26 protein-coding genes and 3 pseudogenes are annotated in these 26,710 nt (G+C 43.0%); 6 read left to right on the top strand and 23 right to left on the bottom strand.

Annotated features, from left to right (window positions below):
* Positions 1–28: 28 nt before the first annotated feature.
* On the top strand, positions 29–1,078 hold the full coding sequence (locus GCU48_RS23145) for a zinc-dependent alcohol dehydrogenase (RefSeq protein WP_025717630.1): 1,050 nt from the start codon (positions 29–31) through the stop codon (positions 1,076–1,078).
* Positions 1,079–1,107: 29 nt separating this feature from the next.
* A pseudogene (locus tag GCU48_RS23140) lies at positions 1,108–1,833 on the top strand (HAD family hydrolase); the annotation flags it as partial.
* Between the two features lie 343 nt (positions 1,834–2,176).
* Here the strand turns inward: GCU48_RS23140 and GCU48_RS23135 are convergent.
* Positions 2,177–3,151: a nitronate monooxygenase gene (locus GCU48_RS23135; protein ID WP_152381600.1), complete on the bottom strand. Its 975-nt coding sequence runs from the start codon at positions 3,149–3,151 to the stop codon at positions 2,177–2,179.
* Positions 3,152–3,396: 245 nt separating this feature from the next.
* On the opposite strand from GCU48_RS23135, the gene GCU48_RS23130 reads away from it, so the two are divergent.
* Positions 3,397–4,008, top strand: coding sequence for a TetR/AcrR family transcriptional regulator C-terminal domain-containing protein (locus GCU48_RS23130; RefSeq protein WP_167518749.1), 612 nt, complete (start codon positions 3,397–3,399; stop codon positions 4,006–4,008).
* 159 nt (positions 4,009–4,167) lie between these two features.
* Here the strand turns inward: GCU48_RS23130 and GCU48_RS23125 are convergent, their stop codons facing one another.
* From GCU48_RS23125 to GCU48_RS23105, 5 genes are all read right to left on the bottom strand, one after another.
* Positions 4,168–4,959 carry a class I SAM-dependent methyltransferase gene (locus GCU48_RS23125; RefSeq protein ID WP_152381598.1) on the bottom strand — a complete coding sequence of 264 codons (792 nt, stop codon included), beginning with the start codon at positions 4,957–4,959 and terminating at the stop codon, positions 4,168–4,170.
* A 243-nt stretch (positions 4,960–5,202) separates the two neighbouring features.
* Positions 5,203–6,216: a cation diffusion facilitator family transporter gene (locus GCU48_RS23120; protein ID WP_152381597.1), complete on the bottom strand. Its 1,014-nt coding sequence runs from the start codon at positions 6,214–6,216 to the stop codon at positions 5,203–5,205.
* 228 nt (positions 6,217–6,444) lie between these two features.
* Complete coding sequence (locus GCU48_RS23115; RefSeq protein WP_370881024.1) at positions 6,445–7,035, bottom strand: DUF1349 domain-containing protein; 591 nt, start codon at positions 7,033–7,035, stop codon at positions 6,445–6,447.
* 118 nt (positions 7,036–7,153) lie between these two features.
* Positions 7,154–8,020 carry a Cof-type HAD-IIB family hydrolase gene (locus GCU48_RS23110; RefSeq protein ID WP_152381595.1) on the bottom strand — a complete coding sequence of 289 codons (867 nt, stop codon included), beginning with the start codon at positions 8,018–8,020 and terminating at the stop codon, positions 7,154–7,156.
* Between the two features lie 198 nt (positions 8,021–8,218).
* The gene (locus GCU48_RS23105) at positions 8,219–8,815 is read right to left on the bottom strand and encodes a DUF1349 domain-containing protein (RefSeq protein ID WP_152381594.1); all 597 of its coding nucleotides are present in this window, start codon (positions 8,813–8,815) and stop codon (positions 8,219–8,221) included.
* A gap of 623 nt (positions 8,816–9,438) precedes the next feature.
* Between GCU48_RS23105 and GCU48_RS23090 the strand changes: the two genes are divergently transcribed.
* Positions 9,439–10,335 (top strand): LysR family transcriptional regulator, encoded by an 897-nt coding sequence (locus tag GCU48_RS23090; RefSeq protein ID WP_152381593.1) that lies wholly within the window; start codon positions 9,439–9,441, stop codon positions 10,333–10,335.
* A 202-nt stretch (positions 10,336–10,537) separates the two neighbouring features.
* Here the strand turns inward: GCU48_RS23090 and GCU48_RS23085 are convergent, their stop codons facing one another.
* Entirely contained in the window at positions 10,538–11,248 is a 711-nt protein-coding gene (locus GCU48_RS23085; protein ID WP_152381592.1) for a YjjG family noncanonical pyrimidine nucleotidase, read from the bottom strand.
* Between the two features lie 228 nt (positions 11,249–11,476).
* A complete protein-coding gene (locus GCU48_RS23080; RefSeq protein WP_152381591.1) occupies positions 11,477–12,667 on the bottom strand; it encodes an MFS transporter in 1,191 nt (396 codons plus the stop codon).
* A gap of 220 nt (positions 12,668–12,887) precedes the next feature.
* On the opposite strand from GCU48_RS23080, the gene GCU48_RS23075 reads away from it, so the two are divergent.
* Complete coding sequence (locus GCU48_RS23075; RefSeq protein ID WP_152381590.1) at positions 12,888–13,466, top strand: TetR/AcrR family transcriptional regulator; 579 nt, start codon at positions 12,888–12,890, stop codon at positions 13,464–13,466.
* 178 nt (positions 13,467–13,644) lie between these two features.
* Here GCU48_RS23075 and GCU48_RS29385 read toward each other — a convergent pair.
* The 3 genes and pseudogenes from GCU48_RS29385 to GCU48_RS23065 form a co-directional block, all read right to left on the bottom strand.
* Positions 13,645–13,840 (bottom strand): annotated as a pseudogene (locus tag GCU48_RS29385) (hypothetical protein); the annotation flags it as partial.
* Positions 13,835–14,494 (bottom strand): annotated as a pseudogene (locus GCU48_RS23070) (alpha/beta fold hydrolase); the annotation flags it as partial. The pseudogenes GCU48_RS23070 and GCU48_RS29385, both read right to left, overlap by 6 nt.
* Before the next feature lie 85 nt (positions 14,495–14,579).
* Positions 14,580–15,116 (bottom strand): RNA polymerase sigma factor, encoded by a 537-nt coding sequence (locus GCU48_RS23065; protein WP_244315875.1) that lies wholly within the window; start codon positions 15,114–15,116, stop codon positions 14,580–14,582.
* Between the two features lie 137 nt (positions 15,117–15,253).
* Between GCU48_RS23065 and GCU48_RS23060 the strand changes: the two genes are divergently transcribed.
* Complete coding sequence (locus GCU48_RS23060) at positions 15,254–16,120, top strand: TetR/AcrR family transcriptional regulator (protein WP_152381588.1); 867 nt, start codon at positions 15,254–15,256, stop codon at positions 16,118–16,120.
* Positions 16,121–16,294: 174 nt separating this feature from the next.
* On the opposite strand, the gene GCU48_RS23055 is transcribed toward GCU48_RS23060, so the two are convergent.
* The 12 genes from GCU48_RS23055 to GCU48_RS23000 all read right to left on the bottom strand — a co-directional run bounded on the left by GCU48_RS23055 (position 16,295) and on the right by GCU48_RS23000 (position 26,545).
* Positions 16,295–17,200 (bottom strand): prolyl oligopeptidase family serine peptidase, encoded by a 906-nt coding sequence (locus GCU48_RS23055; RefSeq protein WP_244315873.1) that lies wholly within the window; start codon positions 17,198–17,200, stop codon positions 16,295–16,297.
* A gap of 179 nt (positions 17,201–17,379) precedes the next feature.
* A complete protein-coding gene (locus tag GCU48_RS23050; protein WP_152381587.1) occupies positions 17,380–17,811 on the bottom strand; it encodes an Rrf2 family transcriptional regulator in 432 nt (143 codons plus the stop codon).
* 112 nt (positions 17,812–17,923) lie between these two features.
* Positions 17,924–18,190, bottom strand: a complete 267-nt coding sequence (locus tag GCU48_RS23045; RefSeq protein ID WP_013310304.1) for a metal-sensitive transcriptional regulator — start codon at positions 18,188–18,190, stop codon at positions 17,924–17,926.
* Between the two features lie 77 nt (positions 18,191–18,267).
* The gene (locus tag GCU48_RS23040) at positions 18,268–18,756 is read right to left on the bottom strand and encodes a DsrE/DsrF/DrsH-like family protein (RefSeq protein WP_152381586.1); all 489 of its coding nucleotides are present in this window, start codon (positions 18,754–18,756) and stop codon (positions 18,268–18,270) included.
* A 23-nt stretch (positions 18,757–18,779) separates the two neighbouring features.
* Positions 18,780–19,367, bottom strand: coding sequence for a sulfurtransferase TusA family protein (locus GCU48_RS23035; protein ID WP_152381585.1), 588 nt, complete (start codon positions 19,365–19,367; stop codon positions 18,780–18,782).
* A gap of 170 nt (positions 19,368–19,537) precedes the next feature.
* The gene (locus GCU48_RS23030) at positions 19,538–20,065 is read right to left on the bottom strand and encodes a TetR/AcrR family transcriptional regulator (protein ID WP_152381584.1); all 528 of its coding nucleotides are present in this window, start codon (positions 20,063–20,065) and stop codon (positions 19,538–19,540) included.
* 148 nt (positions 20,066–20,213) lie between these two features.
* The gene (locus tag GCU48_RS23025; protein WP_025716589.1) at positions 20,214–20,840 is read right to left on the bottom strand and encodes an HXXEE domain-containing protein; all 627 of its coding nucleotides are present in this window, start codon (positions 20,838–20,840) and stop codon (positions 20,214–20,216) included.
* 22 nt (positions 20,841–20,862) lie between these two features.
* The gene (locus GCU48_RS23020; RefSeq protein WP_152381583.1) at positions 20,863–21,453 is read right to left on the bottom strand and encodes a TetR/AcrR family transcriptional regulator; all 591 of its coding nucleotides are present in this window, start codon (positions 21,451–21,453) and stop codon (positions 20,863–20,865) included.
* A 219-nt stretch (positions 21,454–21,672) separates the two neighbouring features.
* Positions 21,673–22,905 carry an aminopeptidase gene (locus GCU48_RS23015; RefSeq protein WP_152381582.1) on the bottom strand — a complete coding sequence of 411 codons (1,233 nt, stop codon included), beginning with the start codon at positions 22,903–22,905 and terminating at the stop codon, positions 21,673–21,675.
* Positions 22,906–22,949: 44 nt separating this feature from the next.
* Entirely contained in the window at positions 22,950–24,539 is a 1,590-nt protein-coding gene (locus GCU48_RS23010) for an acetate--CoA ligase (protein WP_152381581.1), read from the bottom strand.
* 173 nt (positions 24,540–24,712) lie between these two features.
* Positions 24,713–25,816, bottom strand: coding sequence for a DNA alkylation repair protein (locus GCU48_RS23005; RefSeq protein WP_152381580.1), 1,104 nt, complete (start codon positions 25,814–25,816; stop codon positions 24,713–24,715).
* 180 nt (positions 25,817–25,996) lie between these two features.
* Positions 25,997–26,545, bottom strand: a complete 549-nt coding sequence (locus tag GCU48_RS23000) for a GNAT family N-acetyltransferase (protein WP_152381579.1) — start codon at positions 26,543–26,545, stop codon at positions 25,997–25,999.
* Between the last annotated feature and the right edge of the window lie 165 nt (positions 26,546–26,710).

The following is a 26,710-nucleotide window of genomic DNA, read 5'->3' as shown; positions in this document are numbered from 1 at the left end:
TGCCGAACAGGCAAAAGGAGGACTATTCATGCTTGCACTGGTATACAAATCAGCCTGGGATGTGGCTCTTGAGGAAAGACCCGTCCCGGAAATTACCAAGGATAACCATGTTCTCGTCCGGATTCGGGCGACAGGTGTATGCGGTACGGATCTAGGCATCATCAGCGGCAAATATCATGCCGTGCCATCCACTATCCTGGGCCACGAATCAGCGGGGGAAGTGATCGCTGTAGGATCAGCCGTCAGTTCAATGAAGCCTGGGGACCGGGTGGTGATTGATCCGACGTACTACTGCGGTCAATGCGATATGTGCCGGACAGGAAGACAGAACCATTGTACACATAAATCCGTAACGGAGACTGGAGTTAGCGCCGACGGCACGTTCACTGATTATTATGTGACCGAGGATCGGTTTCTCTACAAGCTGAAGGATCATATCAGCTACGAAGAAGCGACACTGACCGAACCGCTGAGCTGCATGCTAACCGGAATCAACCAGATTCACCTGCTGCCAAACTTTACAACCGTCATTTTGGGCGCAGGACCGATTGGGATTCTGTACAGTTATGCTCTTGCTTCCAAAGGCGTAACTGGCTGCCTTGTTGACATCTCGAAGGAGCGGCTCGCCATAGCAGATTCCGTTGCCCCCGAGCGGTGGTCCGTGCACGCCACACTGGAGTCAGCCATTCATGAGCTGGCACCGCTAAAGAATCAGGTAGATATGATTGTAGATACCACAGGCGTAGTTGGCACCCAGGTACTATCCCGCCTTACGAGCGGCGGATATCTGATGCTGGTGGGACTAAGAGACGGGACAAGCTCGTTTAATCCGAAGGAGGTAGTTGACCGTAGCCTTAAAATCATCGGTTCGATTGACTCCCTGGGCACGTTCTCCACTGCTCATTACCTGATTGAGCAGCAAATCGTTCCTGCCAAAAAAATCATTACCCACTCCTATCCGCTGGAAGACTACCAGGAGGCCTTTTTAACCCTCGGATGCAATATCAACGAGCGGACACTTCAGCCTTCTTCACAGGCGATCAAGGTTGTGCTGCAATCGAACGGCTCCGGTAACTAATCCGGGTACTAACAAGGGGGATATTGGACATGACAACCATTCATCATGATGCACAGCCGAATAACGAATCCGTAAGAAGCCCATCAGCATCCGTTCCGATCAAGGCAGTCATTTTCGACATGGACGGGGTGCTGGTAGACAGCGAACCGATTTATTTTGAGATCGAGCGCAGTTCCTTTGCCCATTTCGGTGCGCCCATGACGGAAGAAGAGCACCACACCTATGTCGGAGTGACACTCGAATCCATGTGGCGTCAAGTACTGGACAGACATCGTCTCACCAATTCGGTGGAAGAGGTGCTGTCCTATCACCGGAAAAATGTGATGCAGACGATGACTGCACACGAAGGTCTTGTGGCGATCGACGGACTTGAGCGGTGGCTGGACTGGCTGCAGGAGAATGGGATTCCGGTCGCGGTGGCCTCTTCCTCTCCGCGGGCACTGATTGATCTCATCATGGAAAAGACAGGGCTTGGCCGCTACTTCAATATTCGAATCACTGGAGAAGAAGTGTCGCAGGGTAAGCCGGCCCCGGATATTTTCCTACATGCCGCCGAGCAGCTTGGTATTGCCCCGGCCCATTGCATCGTTATTGAGGATTCACGGAACGGTGTCCAGGCAGCCAAGAGTGCGGGCATGCGCTGTATCGGCTTCCATAACCCGGGCTCGGGCCAGCAGGACCTGTCCAGAGCCGATCGCCGAATTATCAGCTATGACGACCTGTGGGCGATTAAAGAGGGCCTGCCATTCGAGGAGCAGCTGCCTGCTAAAAACAAGAGTCGAAATGCACCAGAAGGCATAATAATGCCCCTTGGAATACACACTGGAGAATATCATTTATCCTGCCCTGTGTGTACTCTAAGGGGCGTGCTTTACATCGAATTGGTCTGACTGAATCGAATACGTTCCTCAGTTGATTCCTCAGCTTAGAAAAAGGCTTGGGTCACGACTTCACGCTAAATACGACCAACGTTATATAGATGATTCACAATCTCTTCGATAGTTTTATCATCATTCTCCTCCTATTTCAAAGATTTATGGCCCTCTCCTATACTCGGAATCTTCATAATTTTTATCTTTATTCCCTTTATGTTTAATATTAAACTTCAAACTTAGTTATCTTAGAAATTGTTTCATGGTAGCCTTCTAATACATCATTTATGATATCTTTTACACTCTTAATCTCAGTTATTAGTGGTACTATTTGCCCCACCATAACAGCGCCCTTCTCTTCAACGTCGCCCTCCAGCATTGCCTTTTTTAAAGAACTTTCAGCAACTTCTTTTAGTTTTACTGCGGCCTCTCTTTTGCTATATTTGTTTTCAATTTCAGTCATTTCCTCCGAAAGCTTGTTCTTCAATTGTCTGCATGGCTCATCAGTAGAATACCCTGTTATGACAGTCTCCATATCACCAGCTTTTAACATGGCATCTTTTACATTTGCATGTACTACTGTTTCCTCTGCGCACATAAAAATGGTTCCCATTTCAATGCCATCAGCACCAAGAGCGATAGCTGCTGCCATTCCTCTTCCATCTGCAATACCACCAGAGGCGATCACTGGTACAGATAAGCAGTTCGCTGCTTGTGGAACAAGAACCGTTGTTGCTTCATAAGTAGTATGTCCGCCACCTTCCCAGCCTTTTACAATAACTGCATCTGCACCAGCCTTCTCCGCAGTAATGGCATCTTGAATTGTACTTGCTTTAACGATTACTTTTATTCCTAATTCATGCCATATAGAAAAGTATTTTTGGGATAACTCTAAATCAAGGCCCACGAGCGTATCTGCATAAATGACTGGTGGCTTTTCCTCTGAAGCAACTTTTGTTACATGATCTAATAATTCAGAAGTCATAATTACATTGATTGCAAAGGGTTTATTCATCATATTTCTTGTAGCAATAATCTGGTCCCTTATAAAATCTAATGGAGCAAATCCTACTCCTAATACACCAAGACCTCCACTTTCAGAAACCGCTGCAACTAATGGTACTGTTGAAACCCAAGCCATAGGTCCTTGAATAATTGGTTTTTCAATCCCTAAAACTTTACATAAACGATTGTTTGACATGAAAGATTCTCCTTTTCATACTATGTTTTTCTTTTTTGGCGTTAGAGTGTCGACAGTATCTTGTGATCAACGTGGATACCATTTTAAACAAAACACTTTTTATATTAAGATTATAATAAAGAAAAAAGACCCAGAATATCAGTAAGCTTTACCCTGAATGTTGCTTAAACAACAGTTCCAATAGCTTTTGTTGTTTTCAAATAAATGAATACTAATTAAATGAATGAATTGGAGTGTGACAAATATTGAATGAGATAACAGACTTACGTGTTGTGAAAACACTCGAAAATATAAAACATGGCTTTACTAAATGTATTAGTCAAAAAACCTTCTCATCTATTTCCGTAAAAGATATTACTACTGCGGCGAGAATTAATCGTTCTACATTCTACAAATATTACGAGGATAAATATCAACTAAGAGAATCACTGATAAAATCGACCTTGGAAGAACTTTCAAACAATATCAATCTGGCATCTTTTAATTTGGAAAATAATAAAATGAATGAATCTTTGGAGGCGTTAAGAAAACAACTCCAATTTATGTATGATCATAAAGACTGGTACCTCATATTGTGGAATAAAAATATGGAGTTATATGTATATGAAGATATGGCACGTATATTTGAAAGGAGAACCGGGGAATGTCTTCGTGAAAATAGCAATGGAACAGAAATTACGAGGAAGGAACTTTCAGAAAAACAGGAGCTATTAACTCGCTTGTTTGCATCATCTGCAATGACAACGGTTAAATGGTGGTACGAATATTCACCCAATATGACTCCAAAAGATGTGGCAAATATAATTATGGATAATATCAAATTTGGAATGCATCGTACCTTTTTTCAAGTTACATGAACTGGCTAATACATATAGAGAGGATACCCTTCATCGATGTCGCTACCAACATGAATGGCAACCCGAAACCTGCTGCGTACATCTTTCTTCAACCGGCAGGGGCAATGAGTACGCACAGGCTTAAGGGCCGCTCACAGCAAGCGAATGGGACCGCAATCATTAAGTAAAAGCGGTGACCTCTGTTGGTTTGATGGCTACGATGCGCAATCGACGGGTGTCGGCCATCCATTGACCTCCCTGGTCAAGTTGTGGCTTAACCTTTGCCTCAATGGCGCGATAGATGGATGCTTTGTCGGCGGAGGTGACGTCCGAGAAGAAATAATCAGCAAACTTGTCCAGCCAGTCCCGCAGCCCAGTATCTGCCTTGAGCGGAGTGGGTCTGTCGAAGTGTTGTGCCAACGTGACACGGAAGCCGGTCTGCTCCAGCAGGCTGGCGTATTCCCCAATGGTGGGAAAATACCACGGATTCCGTCCCGCCCATGTATAACCATGCGCCTCCAGCGCCTGCTGCATGGCAGTAGTCAGCATGGCGACATTGCCGTTGCCCGCGAATTCGGCCACGAATCGCCCACCCTCCCGGAGGGCCAGCCAGATGGAGCGGGCGACAGCTTCAGCATCCTTGATCCAGTGCAAAACTGCATTCGAGAACACAGCGTCAAAGGGGACATTTGTCCGGTAATGACAAGCGTCTTCCACCTGGACATTCAGAAAAGGGTACTTCTGTTTAGCCCGCATCACCATCTCCTCCGACAGGTCGAGACCTGTGGGTATTGCTCCGGCGGCTGCAATCTCGGCGGTCAAGTCCCCATTCCCGCAGCCTACATCCAGGATTCGTTCTCCGGCTCGGGGCTGCAGTAAGGACAAGAGCCCGGCTCCCAGGCCGGCTACTAAATGCAGCCTATCATCATTCGTTCCCGTATTCCAGTGATTGGTAGAGGGTTTGCTGCACATAGTTTCAGTCTCCTTTTACACAAATATTATAAAGACTTTGCAGATACATGTTATCTACAAATAACCAAAGCTTGGCATGGTCCTTTGCAAGCACAAGGACCATGCAGCTTGATTCGTAAGCTCAAGCATTCTAAAGCTAAGGACTTATTTACGGAAATGTATTACAGATCTAATGTATCCATGATAACTATTATACTACCGTGCTGTCAAGAAGCCTTTCGAAGAAGCTGTTTGACTTTTTTGTTAATGATGTTCAATATGACACTGGAATCCCGGTCTATCAATCTGTATTGTAATATGCTTGATCTCGTATTGTTCATTCAACAACCTCTGTGCCTGTTCCATCACAACACTGCTGTAGATTGGATCTTGAATGATAATATGGCAACTCAGCAACGGAACATCCGAGGATAACGCCCATACATGAAGATCGTGCACTTCAATAACATGCTCAAGATCAAGCAGGGATTGCTTAATTTGATCTGTGTTCATATTCAGCGGCGTACCTTCCATCAAAATATGAATGGAGTCCCGGGTCACCCGATAAGCACTGATAATTACCAGAATCGCGACCAATATACTGGCAATCGGATCAGCCAAATTCCAGCCAAAGAACATAATCAACAGTGCGGCTACAATCGCACCTACAGAGCCTAACAGATCCCCTATTACATGTAGAAAAGCACTGCGAATATTGAGATTTTCAGATGTATCTCCTCTCATTAGAATCAAAGCAGCAGCTATATTGACGAGCAGGCCAAGCACTGCGATGGTCAGCATTCCTGAAGTCATGATTCCAGGTGGGTCAGAGAGCCGTTCGAAAGCTTCCCAGAAAATATAAATCGATATCAGGGCAAGCGCTAAGCCATTGATAAAAGCGGCCAGTACTTCAAAGCGCTTGTAGCCAAACGTCTTTGACTTACTTGCTTGCCGTTGTCCCCAGGTCATCGCCAGATAACTTAACCCCAATGCACCCGCATCACTGAGCATATGCCCCGCATCAGATAACAGCGCCAGGCTATTAGTCAGTAATCCACCAATAAATTCAATGATCATATAACCAGCAATTAGAAAAAATGATAACTTCAAAGCATTTTTGTTCGCTCCATGTCCATGAGAATGCCCGTGGCTATGGGAGTGCCCATGTCCGTGAGCATCTGAATGCTTACTGCCTTTAGAATGATCGTGTTGATGATGCTGGTTGGAATCATGTTCGCATGCCGTATTATGGTTATGCGGGTGACTCTTCTTATTCATCTACATGCCTCTCTTCTTTGTAAATTTTGGTGATACACATTTCAAATTAATATATGAGCACTTATTCATATATTATAAATAGTCCGAGTGTAATCTGCAAGAATAATATCAAAATGCTAGCTGTAGTCCCTACGAAAAAAGCTTGAGGACTTGCCCTCAAGCTTCACGGAACAACATATGCGTTTAATTAATCCTTTCATTAACAGCCAAAGTAACCAACTCCACTACTTACATTAGAGGATTTACATGCAAATCCTGGTCTGCTTCAGTGAAAACCCAGCGGGTAAAGGTAACTTCCAGGCCGTCTCGAGTCGGTGAACAAGTAAAGGGCCCTGCTTGATTACCGGAATTATACGGGAAACGGGCTACTCGAATGGTTCTCCATCCGTGGTTCTCCGTGCGTGCCCGAATAATCACAGCATCCTTCATAATAGAAGCGCGGATGGTCACCTCTTCCCCCTTCCATTCCGGTACAGCAGTCAAAGACCAGTCGGAATAACCGTCCGTTACCACTGCAGACAGCTGAGGAACTCCATCGTTGATTTCAATTCCTGCTTTAATCCACTGCTCTGGTCCCTGATATAATAAAATACCCGCTTGATCATAAAGCTCTGTAAAGGATGTCAGCAGAAACGACACCTCCACTGCGTTGTCCGTTTGCCAATCAGCTAACAGAGCAGCACCATCTTCAAATTCAAAACCGTATAATGTCTTTTTCCAAAAATCTCTTCCCTTTTCCGGTACAACCTTTAGATGGTTGCCCTCTTGCCGCACTGACAAAGGCTGGTTAATCCACTTGCCTGTCTCCCAATTTATCATGTTTTTGAACACGTGCTAGATCCTCCTTTACCATTCCCTTCCACATCTTGATTGTATCACAAATGACTAGCAATTACGGAGTAAAGGCGACTACCCACGCCCCAATTTTGCACAATCATCACTTGAGATAGACAGATATTAAACCATATTTTAAAAAGCTTTTATAAAGTCCGTCTGCCTCAACGTGGTCTGTAATATCATCTGCAATTTCCATCAAACCTGGTTTTGCATTGCCCATAGCAATGCCTACAGCGCAATATTCGAGCATCTCGGCATCGTTCATTCCGTCTCCAATGGCAATCGTCTGTTCCCGAGGTAGACCCAAATAGTTTAGCAAATCAGCAATGGCAATGGCCTTGTGAATGCCAGGAATCATCATTTCCCCGCTGTCCTTACCAAAAATCGGAACGGTGCACTGGATGACCTCAAATTTTCCCTGGAATTCAGCCTTAATGCGTTCAAAGGGGACATCACTTTCCAGAAAGCAAACCTTATTGACATCGTCTTTATATAGATCAGCCTCTCCATATGTCAAACCCGCGATAAATGGGTGAGGGGAACGCTCCATTTTTTCTCTGGCCACAGGGTCGTTCTCAACATCTCCATAGATTCTTCTCTCCAGATGAGGTTTTAAATTCTGGCTGGCATAAAGTGCCGAATTGGACTCCAGATAAAAATCAATCCCATGTGTATTAAAGAAATCCACCATATATCGAACACCCTCAGGTGTGACTTTTTTATGATAAAGAATCTCATCACCGAATTCTACATATCCCCCTCCTGCACCAATGAGACCATCAAATCCAATATCCCAAATGGCGTCATAAATTTCAGCTTTCGAACGACCTGTGCACAGATATAGCAGATGACCATTCTCGCGTGCTATTTTGCAGGCTTTTTGTGCCGAATCAGGCACCATGCCGTCATCACCAACAAGTGTTCCGTCTATATCAATAAACACAATTTTCTGAGTAGCTCTATCCATTAGTGTGCTGTCTCCCTTGTTTCAACGAATGATGTATTAATGAGATGGTTGTTGTTATGTTCTACAATTACACTGTAATTTGTGTAACGCATTACATGTCAAGTTTTTTTGATGAAATGAAGCTCTTTCCTCAGGCTTGGAGAAGAAGCTTATATTGTTAAAACAAAAAAGCCGCCGATATGGCGACCTCTTATATGCTTAAAACCTGCTATCCTCATCGGGAAGTGTTAAGTTTAAATATTTGAAATTGACACTGCAACCTGATCCCATCGGTGACTGGGCTACAACACCAGCAATAAACTGAGCAGAATGTTCCATTCCAAAGTAACGGATTAACTTCCAATCCTCACCATCAGGTGAATAATAAAAAGAAATAGTCCTTCCAATCTTCGTGATCCTCAAATGTGGGTTATCGACCACAACACGCTCAGAATTACAATCATCAGAGGAGCCATTCTTGGTGACAACAGATACAATCGTAGCATATTCACCGTTAAACTCATAACATAATTTAGCCCAATTGTTCTCGTCAGCCATCAACATCAAGCACCCTGAATCATAAAGATGGCGCATGTCTACCTGAAGCTGTGTTGTAAGCTGAAAAGATGAATCAACTTGGAGATGTAGAAAAGGAGCCGAATGAGCTACATGTTTTCCACCAGGATCCTTGAAAAAATCAACTTTAGCCGATGCATCAATGATCAATCCATCCTCTTTGGTGTACTCCCAGTGCTCAGGTTCGTTCATCCATCTCAATTTTTCTCTTACTTTTGGTTGAAACAAATTATCACTCATATGCACTCCTCCATTTGGATTAACTAGAGCTTACTATAAATATAATGTCATTATAATTGCTTAAGTTTCGCCTTTAAATATAATATAAGTGTAAGTTAATATAATAATAAGGAACAAAAGAGACATTTTATTTTGGGAAATGAATCTGTGGTTGCTATGTTCAGATAGTTCAGCTTCCGAATTCCCGATTAGAAGCTCTACCAATTCGTGATTAAACTCCAGATGGCAGCCTATTTCCTTTTCTGGACTATGCTCATGCTTCGCTCCCAGAGCCTCCCCGATGAGCTGTGCTCCCAAGCAAACGGCCACCTAGCACAATTAATAAATCGATTTCAGCAAACGAAAACAGCTTCTTACTTCGTCTTGATTGGCCGACAATTTTCCAATGGTCATCAACCCTTTTATTCCTCATTTCTTCCGAGGGAAAGTTAGTCTTTCCCTCTCTTATCTCCCCCCCCCTAAGTCAGTTCAATTTCATATTTTTACTGATAATGATTGGTTTTACCTATGGAATTGCTACCACTATTGAATTTGTGTAATCCAATTCCATTAGATATTTTAAATGATTTATCTTACAATGATTCAAATAGCCTATTGTTATAGAACGTGAAGGAGGAAGACCCTTGGAATTGAAACAGTTGGAGTACTTTATGGCCGTATGCAAGGAACTGCATTTTACCCGCGCGGCCGAGAAACTCGGCATTGCCCAGCCCTCTCTAAGCCAACAAATTCGTTTACTGGAGCACGAAATTGGAACTCCCCTATTTGATCGTATAGGTAAGAAGACCGTTATAACAGAAGCAGGAAAAACGTTGCAGCGTCATGGCTATAACATTCTTCATGAGCTTTTGCAGGCACGTACCGCGATAAGCGAACTACAGGGACTAGAAAGAGGTACGTTGAAAATTGGTGCTCTACAGACGGTTGTCAATTATTTGCTTCCACCGACAGTTATTGAGTTTCACCGTAAATATCCTAATATCGAGCTGTCTATCTTTGGCCTACGAACCGGAGATATATACAACGCGCTGCTTCAAAATGAGCTTGATTTAGGTATCGTAATGTTACCGATGAAGCATGATGGCTTGGAATCGATCCCTCTCTACAAAGAAGACCTTGCCCTTGCGGCCCCTGTCGATCATCCCGTTGCCCAGCAACCTTTTGTAACGCTTGACATCCTCCAGCGAGTTCCTTCCGTCCTATTGCCGGGTACGTATTTCATGAGACAACTGATTAATGAAAAGTGTAGCTCGTATGATTTTACGCCCCAACCGGTACTGGAAATGACAACCATGGAGTCGATCGTCAATATGGTCAGCAAAGGTATTGGCGTCACTATTCTACCGAAGGCATATCTCGATTACATTGACAACCAGCATATTCAAACAATTCCGATTCAGAACCCAGCATTAACCACACAAATCGGTGTCGTTTACCGAAGAAACAAATATTTAAGCGCGGCCAGCCGTATTTTTATGGAACAATTAATAACTACGATTAAAAATGAGCGTTTTGAGTAATCACACTTTTAATCGTTAAAAGGCGGAGCTCCGCAAGGGCTTCTTGTTTAAATATCGATTCATATCTGCATCAATACAGCGGTTCTAACTTCCAATCATAGCTTTCGAGGTGGTGGGTTATTGCTCGCAAAAAGGCCGTGATGAAAATTTTCATCACAGCCTCTAGTGTTATACATACAAATCTGATGACTTTCACTATATATTAGAAATTCTTCAATACATGACCTTCTGAAAGTATAATATTCTCTAGCTCCATCAGATTTTTTATCTCATAGGTTGGTTGAATTTCAGATGTGTTTGTTTTCCCGCTAGGGTTGAACCAGCAGCTATCAATTCCGTAATTGTTCCCTCCCTGGATATCCGAAGTCAGAGAATCACCGATCATAAGAACTTTACTTTTATCCGAAATAGCCAGCTTGGTAAATGCATAATCAAAAATAGCGGCTTGTGGTTTTTGGCAACCCACTTCCTCGGAAATAATCACCTGTTCAAACACACTACGCAGTGGCGAAAGCTGAATTCGGGAGGTTTGCACCTCTTTGATTCCGTTCGTAATGATCGCCAAGCGACGGTCGGACAGCTTCTCACATATTTCAACCGCTCCGTCAATCAAAAAGGCTCCTTCACCCAAATAACGTAAATAAGCAGCACTAAAGGCATCCGGATTGAAATCCAGCTCATGAACAGCAAACAATCGCTTGAATCTCTCCACTCGCAGATCCGCCGGGCTAATATGTCCTTCCTCTGCTTCCCGCCACAGCGCACTATTGATTTCATCATAGCTGGCCTTATACTCAGTGGCCCCTTCCGGCAAGCCGAATTGGGTAAAAGTGTTCTGTAGTGCATGACGCTCTGCTTTTTTAAAATCAAATAGTGTATCGTCCACATCAAACAAAATAACTTCGTATTTCATGATTACCTCCATGCCATTCCCTCATTATATTATCCTTACTATATTATTCAGTTACCGTTCCTTAGAGCTGTTCCAGCTGGAAGCATCAAAAACCGGGAGTAAACTAGAAATGTAGTTTGATCTCCCGGTTATTATACAGAACCTGGTTGAGCCGTCAAGTCACGGACAGTAGAACCAGAATATTTTCATAATTACCTGACAATACAGTCCATGCTGCAATCGACCTCCTCAATGTTTTTTTTCAGTGAAGAAGTACAGCAGAGATAACAGTGGTAAAGCAACCCCAAGAAGTGCTGTGAAACTCCAGCCGCTATAAGCATAGGCCCATCCTCCCAAAGAGGAACCAACAGCTCCGCCAATAAAGAATATGGACATGAACAGACCGTTCAGACGACCTCTTGCCTCACTTCCCAATGAATAAATGGCACGTTGTCCAAGCACAAGATTACCCGATACGGCCATATCCAGCGTAATTGCTGATATAAACAGTATCACGAGGGCAACGATCGAATGGTCTTGAAAAAGATAAATCATCAAAAAGGAGATCGTTGCTATGACCATAGCCAATCCAGTTAACAATCTGGTCAAGCCCTTATCCGCCAGTTTACCGGCAATTGGTGCTGCGACTGCCCCACCCACGCCAACTAAAGCGAACAATGCAATACCCTGCTGAGACATCCCGAAGTCATCTGCCAATCGTAAAGGGACTGTCGTCCAAAAAAGGCTAAAGGAACCGAATAAACAAGCTTGGTAAAAAGCACGACGACGCAGCACAGGTGTTTGTTTGAAAAGAGCTCCCAATGAGAAAATTAATTCACCGTAGTTCATCGTAGGCGTAGGCTTACGCTCCGGAAGAGTGCGCGACAACAGAATCGCCAGCAGTGTGGTAACAATGGCTGATAAGGAAAATACAGCCTGCCAGCCCCAGATGCTGGTGATTAAACTAGCTACCGGCCGGGCAAACATGATTCCGAGCAAAAGTCCGCTCATCACATTACCTACAACACGCCCGCGCTGCTCCTCGGCTGCCAAATAGGTGGCATAAGGTACCAGGATTTGAGCTACCACTGAACCCAGTCCAATAAACAGTGACGCAATCAGAAATAACGCTCCGCCGGGGGCAAATGTTGCTGTCAGCAAAGCACATACCACCACGATTAGAGACACAACCGCCAGACGCCGATTCTCAATGATATCGCTAAGTGGCACAATAAACAGCAATCCTGCAACATAACCGATTTGGGTCAAGGTCACAATTAATCCAGCTACTGCAGAAGAAAGCCCCATCGCGGCACCAATAGGACCGACCAATGTTTGGGCATAATACAAATTGGCAACGATAAGACCGCATGCTGATGCCAACAGGAACATCATCCACTTAGAAATCCCTTTACTCTCATTGAATGAACTTTTTTGCATGATCATCATTCTCCTCTTTTGTTTACGAATGTGCGACAGAATAACATGTTAGACCTTGCCGCATTCCAACAATTATTTACTAAACGTTAAGTTCAGTAATTCGATAAACAAATAATATACTGAACGTATCGTTTTGTAAATAGGTAATTTCAATTTATTTTATTTTCGTTCGAATTTTAGTATACTGAACGTATCGTTTTTATTAGAGGGGAGGATTTTTATGCAACGCAAAAGAGGACGGCCACGGAATGTTGAAACGCACAAGTCTATACTGTCCGCTTCCTATGATTTGTTGCTGGAAAATGGCTTTGGCGCGGTCACTGTAGAAAAAATTGCGGAACGCGCTGGAGTGAGCAAAGCCACAATTTATAAATGGTGGCCTAATAAGGCCGCTGTGGTCATCGACGGCTTCCTGGCTGCGGCTGCAGACAGGCTGCCCATACCCGACACGGGTACGGCTTTCCAGGACATACTCATCCATGCTACCAATGTAACTCTATTTATGATTAGCCGTGAGGGAAAAATCATTGCGGAGCTGATTGGTGAAGGGCAATTTGATGCAGGGCTGGCTGAGGCATACCAAACTCGATATATCCATCCACGCCGACTTGAGGCCCGGCAGCTTTTGGAACGGGGAGTTCAGAGTGGGGAATTACGGGGGGATCTTGATATCGAATTAAGTATTGATCTCATATATGGGCCGATTTTCTATCGATTGCTGGTCACCGGCGGTCTATTGGACGATGTGTATATACACAAATTAGTGGATTCAGCCTTTCAAGGAATTAGAACGGAATGATGAAAAACCAGAGGATAGCCATTTTTAGTAGCCTGAGAATCGCCATCCTCTAGTCTTTTTCGTTTATTTCATATAACGAATGGGAATTTCATATACGAGAACATGCTAACAGACTTGATATTAGCTATGGGCTGCTCTGCCTTTTCATTCCAGCCAGCCATTGTTGTATGACTGTTAACCACTGTTTTTTGCCTGGGGAAATATGATGGTTGGCTACATGCGCAGTCCTGCCTGTAACGTATGGTCATTACCACCTAGCTCCACCACAAAGACGTTTACGATTCTGATGAAGGGTTATACAATTGAACCTTGACCTCGATATATGCTTTGTTCGGGTGTAGTATGAGACCAGCTGCCATTTTTGTACCATACATCGGGTTATGACCACTATGCTCAAAAATAACTTTCTTCACGTTTTCATAGGAGTAGTCAATCGAATCGCATAATGAAACAGGCGCGACCAAATAATCATACCTTCCTAAACCTATAAAAACTGGTTTATGGATATCAGCCAAGGATTGTATCAGATTAAGCTGTCCGAATGCTTCTCCCCATAAATAATCGATTATGGGCATATTCGTGTAGACATCATTCCACATGTAAGCCGCATCAAAGGTATAATCATAAAAGCTTTGCGCACCCATACGTATACACATATGAACAAATCGTCTATCAGGATCTCTCTTGATATCTTCCTCCAATAAAACAATATCCTTTTCAAAACGCGCCTTTCTTTCTGAACAGGCTGTCTCATTAAAAAACAAAAAGCTTTGGCGCTGTCTCTCTTCGCTGTTCGTAGGTGCTGAATTTAATAACACTACTTTGTGAACATGATCAGGGTATTGTTTGGCATATTCCAAGGCCATAAAAGCGTGCCCGGAATGACCTAATATAATAAAGTGATCCAAATGAAGGCATTGTCTTGCTGTTTCTATATCATTGATGACTTTATCCAAAGTATAGTCTTCCGCTTTTAAAGCTCTGGTTGGTTTTCCAAATCCCCTATGATCAAGGAAAATGAAATTAAAATATCACTCCCTTTCCTTTGTTCAATTCCCATGTATTCTCCATAGAACGTTCCAACGTTCCAACATTCCAACTCACCTCTGAAAGTTAGGCTTTATCGAGTAAATTTAACATATTATGCCAATGTATTGAGCTGTGCACTTGGCTACTGATGATCAACCTTGAATTTAAACTCCATTCTGTTAATAGTTCACGTGCTTTGTGCAATCGCATTTTAACTTCAGCTTCATCTATATTAAGTACATAAGAGATTTGTTTGATCGATAACTTTTGAAAATAAGAAAGATGAATCACAATCCGAAAATCCTTTTCCAGCTGGTTGACCGCCTCTCGCAACTTCATCTGTTGGACATTCACAGCTTGAGTAGATTTTTCGAAGTCGTGGGGTGATTCTTTAATAGTATCTGTTCCCCGTAAAGAATGCATGCCTCTATAGACTTGAAGAATCGTTTTTTGAAAAGCAATCATAAAATCTTCGTCATGTTCGATAATAGCTTTTGCCAAGCCGTAAAGCTCAAACTCCAGCCTCCGACATAGCTGAATCAATGCCTCACGATCACCTCGCTGTGCTCTATTGTATTCCTGTTCCATGTTATACACGATGATGCCCTCTTCTTTCTTCATAAAGTAGTTTCTTGCGTGTATATAATAAATAGATATGTACTTATGTATATTTTTTTATACTCGAGTTTATTTATTTTAATGCTATAATAAAGCGATATAAAATTACTGTCAAATTGTTTGGTAGGAGAAACAGATATATGACCAAAAAAGAACAAATTATTGAAGCTGCCAAGTCCTTATTCCGTGACATTGGTTATCATCATACTTCCATCCAGGATATATTGGAGAAGTCGGGTGTCTCAAAAGGCACTTTTTATAATTATTTTTCTTCTAAACCTCAACTGATACTTAATATCATTCAAAATGTCGATGCAAAAGTGGAAGAACAGCAGAAACAGTTACTGGCAGAGGGCGATCCTCACAGCAAGGAGATTTTATATTCCCAGTTGGGGCTAAAGCACGCTATTTATAGCCGAGAAAATATTTTGGAGCTGTACAATATTTCGATGGCCGAGAATGACGAAGCGTTAAGAAAATATATAGTGACAAGTCATTATAAGGAGCTAAACTGGTTAGCCAGACGTTTAATCGAGGTTTATGGTGTTGAAATTGAAGCCAGTGCTATGGATTTATCCACTCATTTCATCGGGGGAATCGGATACCAGTTCAGATATTCCAATCAGATGAGCCTGGACACGAATAGTTCAGATATACTGTCTTACAATATCGTTCGGTTAGAAAAAAATATAGAAATAACCAAGCAGCATAAGCATGTACTTTTTCCATTTCATATTGAAAATAACGCTGAAGATCAAGAGGTAGTTGTAGCACACATTAGAAATCTATTAGCTCAAGAAGATACGGATCGAGCTTCTGAAGAACAAGAGTTAATCGACTTTATTTTGGACGAATGTCAAAACCCTCGTATTAGATGGAGCATTTGTGAAGGAATAGCAAGGCAGCTTAAAGTTCTATCTTCCTCCTCTTCTACTAAAGACCGGAATTACAATGAGCTTTTTAATATGGTTTACAAACAAGCGAGAAAGAGTAGCTCCCACCTATAGTTCCTTAGCAAGCAATTGCAGCGAGAGACGACAAAAAAAACGAAAGCATGGCTTCGTTATATTGCATCCATGCTTTCGTTTTCATGCTAGTGAATGCGTTCTATAAGTAAACAGTAAAAAAAGCCCGCTACCACTAGAGGTAGCGAACTTTTGTATTACGGCTATTACATGATCCTAGTCTTTTAGATGTTTATCAAAAAACTTCTTAACCACATCTAATGTATGTGGCTGAGTAAAGGCAATGTGTCCAGCTCCCGTAATTTTGTACATGGTGACATCATTACCCGCTTGCTTAAGTGCTCGGTAGAACTCCAAGCTTTGTTCGTAAGGAACCACGTCATCCTGATCCCCGTGCATAATTAAAATAGGTGGTGCTTCCGAGTGAATATATTGCATTGGACTAGCCTTTCTTGCTTTATCTTTGTTCTCCTGAATAGCGCCTCCCACTAGCTTGGACTCTGGAGAATGAGGTGAATCGTGGTCAAAAACGGATGGATACTGGCTCATGGTCAGAAAATCCGTCGGACCAAACCAGTCTGCAACTGCTTGAATACTGCTGGACTCATTTGGGTATTCCCTGTCTCCTGTAAACTCTTCATTACCTTCTGTTAATCCCAACAGTAGTGCAAGATGGGCGCCAGATGAATCTCCCCATACGCCTACTCTTTCTGGATCGATATTATATAAAGACGCATTAGCCTTCAGGAAGCGTACAGCTGCTTTTACATCTTGAATTTGAGCCGGAAATATAGCACTGTCACTGGTTCTATACTGCACACTTGCGATAACATATCCCATTTTTGCAAATTCGCTCAGCTGTGGCACAAAAGCAAAGGTATCCTGTTTTGACCACCCCCATCCACAACCTTGTAAATATATAATCAAGGGATATTTCTCCTGATTTCCCTCTCTGTTGAATAATTCGTCCATAGGGTCACGGTAAATCAACAGATTTAATTTCAATGAATTACCTTCGGCATTGGAGAACTCTATATTCGGAATGAATTGTATGTAAGAGTTCACCTCCTCTTCCCAACGCAGCTCTTTTACTTCTTCTTTAATTTTACTGTTATTTATCATCTGTTTAATCCTCCTCATGAAGAACATTTTTGAGATTCGTTCTTTTAATTAATTTATTTACAGTCACATTTACCTCACCTCCTATAATGTTCTTCAACATTCCAAGATCGAAAATCTTCATCATAGTCGACGTTGTAATGATAATCATTACAACAGTTATAAAAAAAGATGCCTCCTAATTAAGAAGCATGATTTTTTTGAATGATAAGCTCAGTGATTTCTTGTATAGAAACATTTTGCAATATACTTTCCATCGCATGTTGAGCTTTAATGAGTATAAGCTCAAGAACCTGATTGATATTAGCACCAACCCAACAATTGGGATTAGGATTTTCATGAGTATTAAACAATTGATCATTCTCAATAGCCTCTACTGCTTTATACACATTATATAAGGAGATCTCAGCCGCTTCTTTTAATAGAAACGAGCCCCCAGTTCCTCTGCGAACACCGATTAATCCGGATTTTTTAAGTAATCGGGTTATTTGCCGTATAATCACCGGGTTTGTATTTACGCTATCGGCAATTTGGTCAGAAGTAAGATAATCAGCACGTACGTGTATAAGGGACAGCATATGAACTGCAATTGAAAATCGGCTGCTAATTTGCATTAGGATCACCTTCCGTTGTAAACATTATATTTACAACGGTTTTTTTTGTCAACACCATTTACGATGCATAAATTTTTTCACTTTAAATAACAAATAAACATTTTTATTATGATTAGCGGCTTTTTACAAGTAGCTGAATGGCTTCTTTAACCAGCTTATCCGTATCCCCTCCAGCCTCTTGCTCTTCCAAAATACAACGCTGCAGATTCTCTGCCACAATTTGAGCAATCGCTTTATCTGATGCATTGCGTACAGCTGATAGCTGGCTGACTACATCCTTGCATGACTTTCCCTCATCCATTAAACGAAGTACTCCACGTACCTGACCCTCAATCCTTCTCAGGCGTGTTTTCAGTTCATCACTATAATTGTAATCCATAAGCAATGCAACTCCTTTTTTGACTTACCATATACACGTATAGGTATATTATAAACCAAAAAAATAAATAGCACACCCTAGATAAATAGATTTACCTTCCCTTGCGAAGCCTCACCCAGGTAGGCGGCAACTCCGGCATATTCCAAACCGTCAATTAACTCTTCTTGTTGCAGTCCTAACAGATCCATTGACATGGTACAGGCTATGAGCTTAATCCCCTGCTCTCGCGCCAGCTCTATAAGCTGTGGAAGGGATAGCGCATTATGCCTTTTCATGACATGTTTAATCATCCGTGGGCCGAGTCCAGCAAAATTCATTTTGGACAATGCAAGTTTTTGAGGGCCGCGGGGCATCATCCAGCCAAAGGCTTTTTCGAGCAATCCCTTTTTCGTTCGTACAAGTTCATCTTTACGCAGCATGTTTAGACCCCAAAACGTAAAAAATATAGTTACTTCATGATCATATGCCGCCGCCCCGTTCGCAATAATGAATGCAGCAATCGCCTTATCCAGCTCCCCACTGAATAATACAATCGTTGTTTTTTGCTGGGCATGCTCCTGATTCATCGCAACATTTCCTCCTGTTGTAATCATATGGATTGGCGCCCCTTCGTCTCTCCTGTCCATTCGGATATGCCTAAAAGCACAGATTTGACGTTATTAGCGCCTTTAGCTGCTAATAACTGGCAAGCTCTTTCACTGCGTCCCCCAGCTTGGCAAATCACTGCGATTTCTTCATCCAGATTCAGCTCGTTGAGCCTGTTCTCCAGTTCACCGAGAGGGATGGATTTTGATCCAGGAATATGTCGAAGCTCAAATTCCGCAGATTCCCGAACATCCAGCAGTAATATGTTCTGCTTTCCGGACAATTTCGTCTGCAGCTCTTCGTGGCTAATTGTTGAAGGAAGCATTAGTTCTGCCTTCACTTGTGCAGAATTCGATTTGCGCAGATAATGATGTATTACATCTCCTTTTTGAAGCGTGCCTACATATTGATGCCCGGTGTTCTGTGCCCAGCTCTGAAAATCGGCTAATGAACCCTTGTCAGTTGCCTGAACTTCCATAACCTGCCCTGGATTGAGCTCATTCATAGCCCGTTTTGTTTTTACAATAGGCATAGGACAAGCCAGGCCTTTACAATCAAGAATATAGTCTGCTTGGATGCTATTTGATGACATTGTGTATACCTCCTATTTTTGAACGGGTATTGATTCAATTCGTATATACATATACCCCTATATGTATAAAGATAACGAAGCTCACTCCTATTGTCAACCTATTTAGCGGTTTATGCTCACAAGCAAAAAAAGCCGCGCCAAGGCGCGACTCCAGTTTGCATAAACCAAAATTAATCGTCTATTTTCATCAGTTCCGGTAGATCCAGAGACATCGAGATATTACAGAGCATCCCTCTGGCAAGAAAGAGCATCGTTCTTTGCGATGCATGTTCAATACCTGCATGACGAAATGCACCAAATACGATCGAATGAATATCACGGAATCCCTGCTGCATCACGCTCACAACCACATCCTCCCCGATGGTCTGCGCCTGCATTTGTAAAAGTATCTCATTGCGGTATTCCGTCATAATTTGCGAATAAGCCGTAATCAGCTCCTGCTCTAGCTGTTCAGACGGGGCCGAATGAATAACCTGCTGAAAGGATTCTTGGATGCGCGCAAAGGAAACCTTCAGAGCCTCGACAAGTAATGCTTCCTTGGTAGCAAAAAAGCGGAAAACATACGGCTGGGAAATATTGGCCCGTTCTGCCACTTTAGCTGTTGTAGCTCGATAGTAGCCCATCTCTGCAAACACTTCAATAGCAGCGGATATGATTTCGTTTGGGCGATTTATTGATGTTGACGTAGTTTTAGCCATGACTTATTCATCCTTTTTACTTATCGAGAATTTCCGATAAGTGATTAATCAATTACTGATATAAGTATAAACATCCTCTCATAAAAATGCAACGCCATTGTAAAAAGTCGCTTCTGTCATTGTGACGAAAACGACTTAATTGTAGACACTATTTACGAATGTAAGCTCCCAATTGTTGTTTAGAAAAAGAGTAAGGGGAGTCCTCTCTCTTCAACCACATATTCCCTTTAATGATGAAAATATATACAGCAAGAACAAAGTAAATCGTTCCCAATATCCAGTCCATTCCGGTTGACATGTCGTGCTTTACCACTTCATGAATATACCAAATTCCGACGGGAACATGGACGAGAAGCGCTGTAACCAGGCCAGGATTATATAAGGTTTTTGCTTTGATATTAACAACAATGCCGTGCCAGACGACCTGGAAGAATCCCATAAAAACGGGAGCGAGTCCAAGCCAGATTACTTGTGGAAAACATACGGGGAGCAAATAAAATATATAGGCAATCGCCACATTAATAATCATGGCTGAATGGGTATTTAAGGGATAATGATCCGGTGCTTTACTTTTAAACATCGTACTATTAAATAAACCGGGAAAATATCCAGGCCATCGGTACTCCTCAAATTGATGGAACAGTATAGCTACAAAGCTTAGCCAGAGTATCCCCGTGATATCAAAAAGGATAGCCCTGTTCATAAGTAGCCCAATGCATATAACCAAACCAATAATTGCACCTGCATCTTGCCAATATTTTCTTATGAAATTCATAATAGTCACTCCTATGATTGACTTATTTTTGATCAAAATATCTTTCAAATAACAGGTTTAATTGTTCCTCAATTGACGGTATTTTCGCAACTGCTCCGGATTCAAGTATCGGGCTCATTAGCGCAGGTAGAAAAATCGCTCCGAATAATTGCAGCATCATCGCCAGTAATCGTTCTGGCTGTTCCTCACCTGTCAGCTCCTTAATCGTGCCCTGAACCTTCGGAAACCCCATAATACTTAAAAACCTTCCGTATTCCTGCTGAGATGTAAAGGGCGTACTACCCATGGCAATAATCCGCGAGAGAAGCTCCGGGTATTGGCGAATGACCTGTAAATAATCAAACAAAAATTGTTTCAGTCTATCCTGAGGCGGTATTGCTGTATTGTCCAAGGTAGAAAACGTGTGTTGAAAGCCATTCAAAATGACTTCAATAGCTTCACTCAGCAGATTTTCTTTTGAACCAAAATAATAATTAACCAGAGAAATATTAGTGGCCGATAGGTCAGCAATTTTTCTGATAGTAACCGCCTCAAAACCTTCTTTTTTAATGAATTCCAGCGCAGCTTCTAATATCTTTTCTTTGGTTTGTTGTTTTTTGTCTGCCTGATTCATGCATGCTTCTCCTCCTCTTATTTAGTCCACTCAGTGCCAATCAAAGGAACTGAATCCCTTAATCAATCATATATTTAAACAACGTTTTAAACATTGTTTAAATTTAGTTTAGCACTTTACACTTCACAATACAAGGGACAATTTTACAATTGGGATACAGAAAAACCCGCAAAACGAAGGGATCGTTTGCGGGTTGCTTGAATTAGATTGAGAAAAAGACTAAATGGCCCAATTTCCTTTGCGAAACACTGCTTCTTTGCTTCCGTCTTGCAGCTCGCCGTCAATATCCAGCTCGGCTGAACCAATCATAAAATCAACATGAGTCAGGCTGACATTAGCACCGTTCCTCAACAATTCCTCCCGACTCATTTGTGTTCCTTTTTCCATATTAAAAGGATACGCACTGCCCAGAGCTAAATGACAGGAGGCATTTTCGTCAATTCCCGTATTGTAAAAAATACGATTGAGATTTGAAATTGGTGAAGCGTGCGGAACCAATGCAACTTCACCCAAATAGCTGGCCCCTTCATCCGTAGCGAGTAAATGAGTCAGATGCTGCTCGCCGGATTCCGCTGTATACTCGGTGACTTTGCCGTCCTTAAAGGTAAAAGTAATGCGATCCACTAGCTGCCCGTTCAAATTTAACGGCATGGTGCTGGTAACATAACCATTCACACCTGTGCGCTTAGGCATCGTGAACACTTCTTCTGTCGGCATATTGGCCACAAAATAATCTCCACGTTCGTTTTCACCACCACCACTGCGCCAGATATGCCCGTCAGCTAGTTCAATTTTTAAATCTGTTCCGGGTGCACGGTAGTGCAAGCTTTTATATTTTTTATGATTCAGCTTGTTTTGCAGCTGTTCAAGATTCTTCAAATGCTCCTGCCAATTTTGAACAGGATCTGAGCCGTCTACACGGTTCATTTGGAAAATCGTATCCCACATGACACGAATGCGATCCTCTTCTGCCACATCGGCAAATACTTTATCAGCCCAAGCCTTCGTTGGCGCTTTAATTAGACACCAGCTAATTTTATGATTCCGGGTATATTGGGAAAAGCCTTCTCTCGCAGTGACTGCCGCCTTCGTTGCACGTGAAACCTTTTGTGGATCAATGTCTTGATACAGATCGGGATTCGGTACCTTGATGGTTAGCGTAGCTCCACCCTCTTCCGCGAGTTTTTCCATCATTTCCGCCTTCCATGCCGGGTAATAATCAAAGCAAGCTTCTTCACCCTGTTCAAAGCGACTGCGTGTAATCTGATCGTCCTCAAACTCTACCTGTACGTATTTGGCCCCTGCTTCATAGGCTTTACTGACAATCAAGCGCGTAAAATCAATGGTTTCCAGCGGTGCTGTAACCAAAAATACCTGTCCGGGCTGAATGTTGACCCCTACTCTCACGACAAGCTCTGCATATTGCTCCAGCAATGTTTCGAATGTACTCATGTTCCCACGCTCCTGTTCCATTTTCATCATATTTAATTTTATAATTACAGTACAGATTGCTTTTCCAATTCACGCAGCACCATTCTTCGAATTTTGCCCGAACTGGTTTTGGGAAGTTCCTGAATAAACTCTATTTTTCGTGGATACTTGTAGGGTGCAGTCCATGCTTTAACATGCTGCTGCAGCTCCTTCACCAGTTCCGGTGATTCTTTTACTCCGGCTTTGAGTACAACGAATGCCTTTACGATATGTCCACGCATGGGGTCAGGACTTGCTACAACAGCACATTCCTGCACGGAGTCATGCTTCATAAGCGCTTCCTCTACTTCAAACGGGCCAATGGTATAACCAGAGCTAATAATGATATCATCACCGCGTCCTTCAAACCAGAAATATCCATCCTCGTCTTTGCGAGCCCGATCTCCTGTCACAAAATAGTCACCACGGAGACTGGTTGCTTTGCGTTCCGGATCAAGATAATACGTATGAAATAATGCCGGAAGATCAGCACGCACTGCAATATCACCGACTTGACCTGGCTCCAGTGGAATGCCGTCCTCGTCTATGACCTCAACAAGTCCCGGCGCAATGGATTTACCCATCGAGCCTGTACGCAGAGGTTCGTCCTTCAAGTTACCAATAATTAATGTGCTTTCCGTCTGTCCGTAACCGTCACGAATCGTAATGTTGAACTGCTCCTGAAACTTGTTAATGACCTCCTGATTAAGAGGTTCTCCCGCAGAAACAGCGCTGCGCAATTCAGACAGATCGTACTGATCCAAACCATCCGTCTTCGCCATAATCCGATACTCCGTAGGCGTGCAACATAATACCTGAATCCCATATTCCTGCAGGAAGTGCAAATAACGACCTGGACGAAACGGGCCATTATATACGAATCCGGTCGCCCCATTCCCCAGTACGGATAAAAAAGGACTCCAAATCCATTTTTGCCACCCCGGTGCTGCCGTAGCCCATACAACATCTGAAGCTTGGATATCCAGCCATGGGGATGTGATTCGCAGATGAGCATACCCCCAGCCATGGCTATGTACAACACCTTTAGGATTCCCTGTAGTACCTGAGGTATAGGCCATAATCGCCATATCGTCCCGATGTGTCTTCACAGCTTTAAAAGTATCGCGCTGTCCGTCCATCAATTCATCCAGCTCAAGCCAGCCGGGTGCAGGTGCCGGGTTGTCACCGGAAACCATGATCCGATAATCCAGGTCAGGCAAATCATCATTTATTTTGTCCACTTCACCAGTTACTCCGGTCCATGCAACAATTCCGCGTGCTTGTGAATGGCGAAGACGATACGCAATATCCTTAGCCCGCAGCATTTCCGAAGAAGGAATAACGGCGAGTCCCAGCTTCAAGCACGCCAGGTAAATCACATATGCAATAATACGCCGTGGTACTACGACCAGAACTCTGTCTCCTTTATTAAATCCCAGACTCATAAGTCCACCAGCCAGTCGATTAGCCTTTTTTAACAGCTCTCCATAAGTGATCTCCTCGTATTCTCCTGTTTCGCTCAACCACTTGAGTGCTGTTTTACCAGCATTATGGTGTTCCATTTCCGAAGTTATATTGTAATATTCAGGCGCAAGCCACTGCTGCTGATCTGTCAAATTATATTTCCCCTTTGTACATAAGATGAGAGCCATATCTTATTGTAGTATATCACGTCCTAGTACCTGGTTCTAATACCACCATTAATTTTTTTGAAAAAAAATAAATTATATGAACAAACAACAAAAAAAGAGCCTCGTTTCAGACTCTTTTTCTTTCTGCTATAGAGCTTTTAAAACTGGAGTTCCACTATTGTAGATGCAGCTTCTTGCCCGTTCACAAGCAGTATAATACGGTGTGCGCCGGGGTAATGGCGGCGGGTCGTCAGGTCTGCAAAACGGTGTGTACGCACACCTGTAAGACGGGTTCCTCCGGGAACGGTTTTGTCGGAAAGCAGAAATAATTTACGCGAGGCTTGTCCTCTCGCCTTTATAAAGTCGATGCCGTATTCGATGCGGACTCGCACAGGGTCACCTTCCCGAAGTTGAAGTGCATAACTCAGCTCACAGCTATCACCGAGCTTTAACACAGCCGGATCGACGGTAAAAAACGCTTCCGTAACTAGCGGTGATCCGTTCGTTTCTTCGGCATAGCCGAACATGGCCATCACTTCAGGGATGGATTTGCGAATCAAAGTCCGGCAGCCGTGACGCACAATCCAGTCCGTATCAGGGTGCGTGCCTTTCCAGCGCCTAGCCGTAGCTATGACCGTATCGGGATGGTCCTTGGCGATGTCGTTCAGGTTATTGGCTACACTTTTACGTACATACAGTGACGGATCGGCTTTTAGTAATTCCAATACGTTCAATACTGGAGCAGGATCGTGTTTAAACATGGGCAGTGCCTGCCCCCAGGGTAATCTTGGACGGCAGCCTTCACTCGCAAGACGACGGACGTGCTCGCTTCGGTGTCCTGCCCAAGCCGTCATCTGCCGCATCATTCTTTCCGGTTCACGGAGTAGAAAGGGTCTCACAGCAAACTCTGCAGAGGATTTTGATGTAAAACGCTCCAGTGCCTTCATGGAGAGGTCCCAATGCTCTTCTCCCTGCCCGTACACCTCTACAAAGTCCGGGAAGAATAAGTACGGAAAACCGCTGCAATGCTCGTCTATGGCAAACAGGATAGCCAAGGCTTCTTCATAGCGATTTGGCAAGTACGTTCCCAATGTTAGTGAAATCCGTCGCATCCGGGCTTTTAGCTCCAGTTCGTCCCATTTTTCATCCATAACTTGGCGGATAAATCCGCTGGTATCAAACGAGCTGTAAGCAGTTTGTACTCTTTCACCGAAAAGGCAAAGAAATTCCTGTGTGTACATATTTTTTAAAGGCTCAGCCATCATATATCTCCTTTGTATCCGAATGCAACGATAAATTTATACCTTTGTCTATGATAACCAAAAACCGTAACGCAACACCAGGACCAAAATGAAGTACATCATTATAACTGAACAATACAAATTTCATTTTAACCATACCCCTTTCAGCGGACGAATCGGCTTCGTTCCCGGTGATCGGCTCTAATTTCGGTTTGCTGTCTCTGCCTCATCTTTTTCACGAATGTAGGCATCAAATAATTCAGGATTCACTACTTTGCGCAGTAAATGCATCGTCCCATCCCCTGTTCCACGGTCAAAAGCTTGAATACGTTCATATCCCCAGCGCTCGTACATAGATAGCAGATATGGATGCTTCTCCGCTGTCGCCAGTGTCACCGCAGGGGCACCCACCTGATCACGAATAATCGCCTGCTCTACCCAATTCAGCAGTTTTCTCCCATATTCTTTGCCCTGTGCAGCCGGGTCCACGGCGAACCACATCACAAACGGTAAATCGGTTATAAAATCAAGAGCTCTATTTTTCAGATGGCTAACCGTAGCCTGGATGACGCCATCCACTTCCAGCACATAGCAGTCATTATTTTTAATGTTCTCCTGAATGAGAGCAACGTTTGCCTGAGCGGCAGGCCACTGCAGCCCCAACTGCCGAATCGTTTCGTATGCCTCATACGTCACATACTGCAATCTTTCGGAGTCCTTCTGTTGTGCTAGACGATAGATTTCGCTCATATTAACCCGCCTCACTATATTGTTGTTTATAATGTTCTAAGTTGCTTAAAAAATAATTAATCCTATCTATTTAATCAGATATAAAGAATAATATTACTGTAGCATGCTTACTATCGCAGCGACTAATTAATTTTTTCTATAACTACATTTAAAATAACAATGATC

Origin of the sequence: Paenibacillus brasilensis (assembly GCF_009363115.1) — a bacterium.
GTDB classification, from domain to species: Bacteria; Bacillota; Bacilli; order Paenibacillales; family Paenibacillaceae; genus Paenibacillus; species Paenibacillus brasilensis.
The sequence above is the reverse complement of the archived record's forward strand: the minus strand, read 5'-3'. Positions and strand labels throughout refer to the sequence as shown.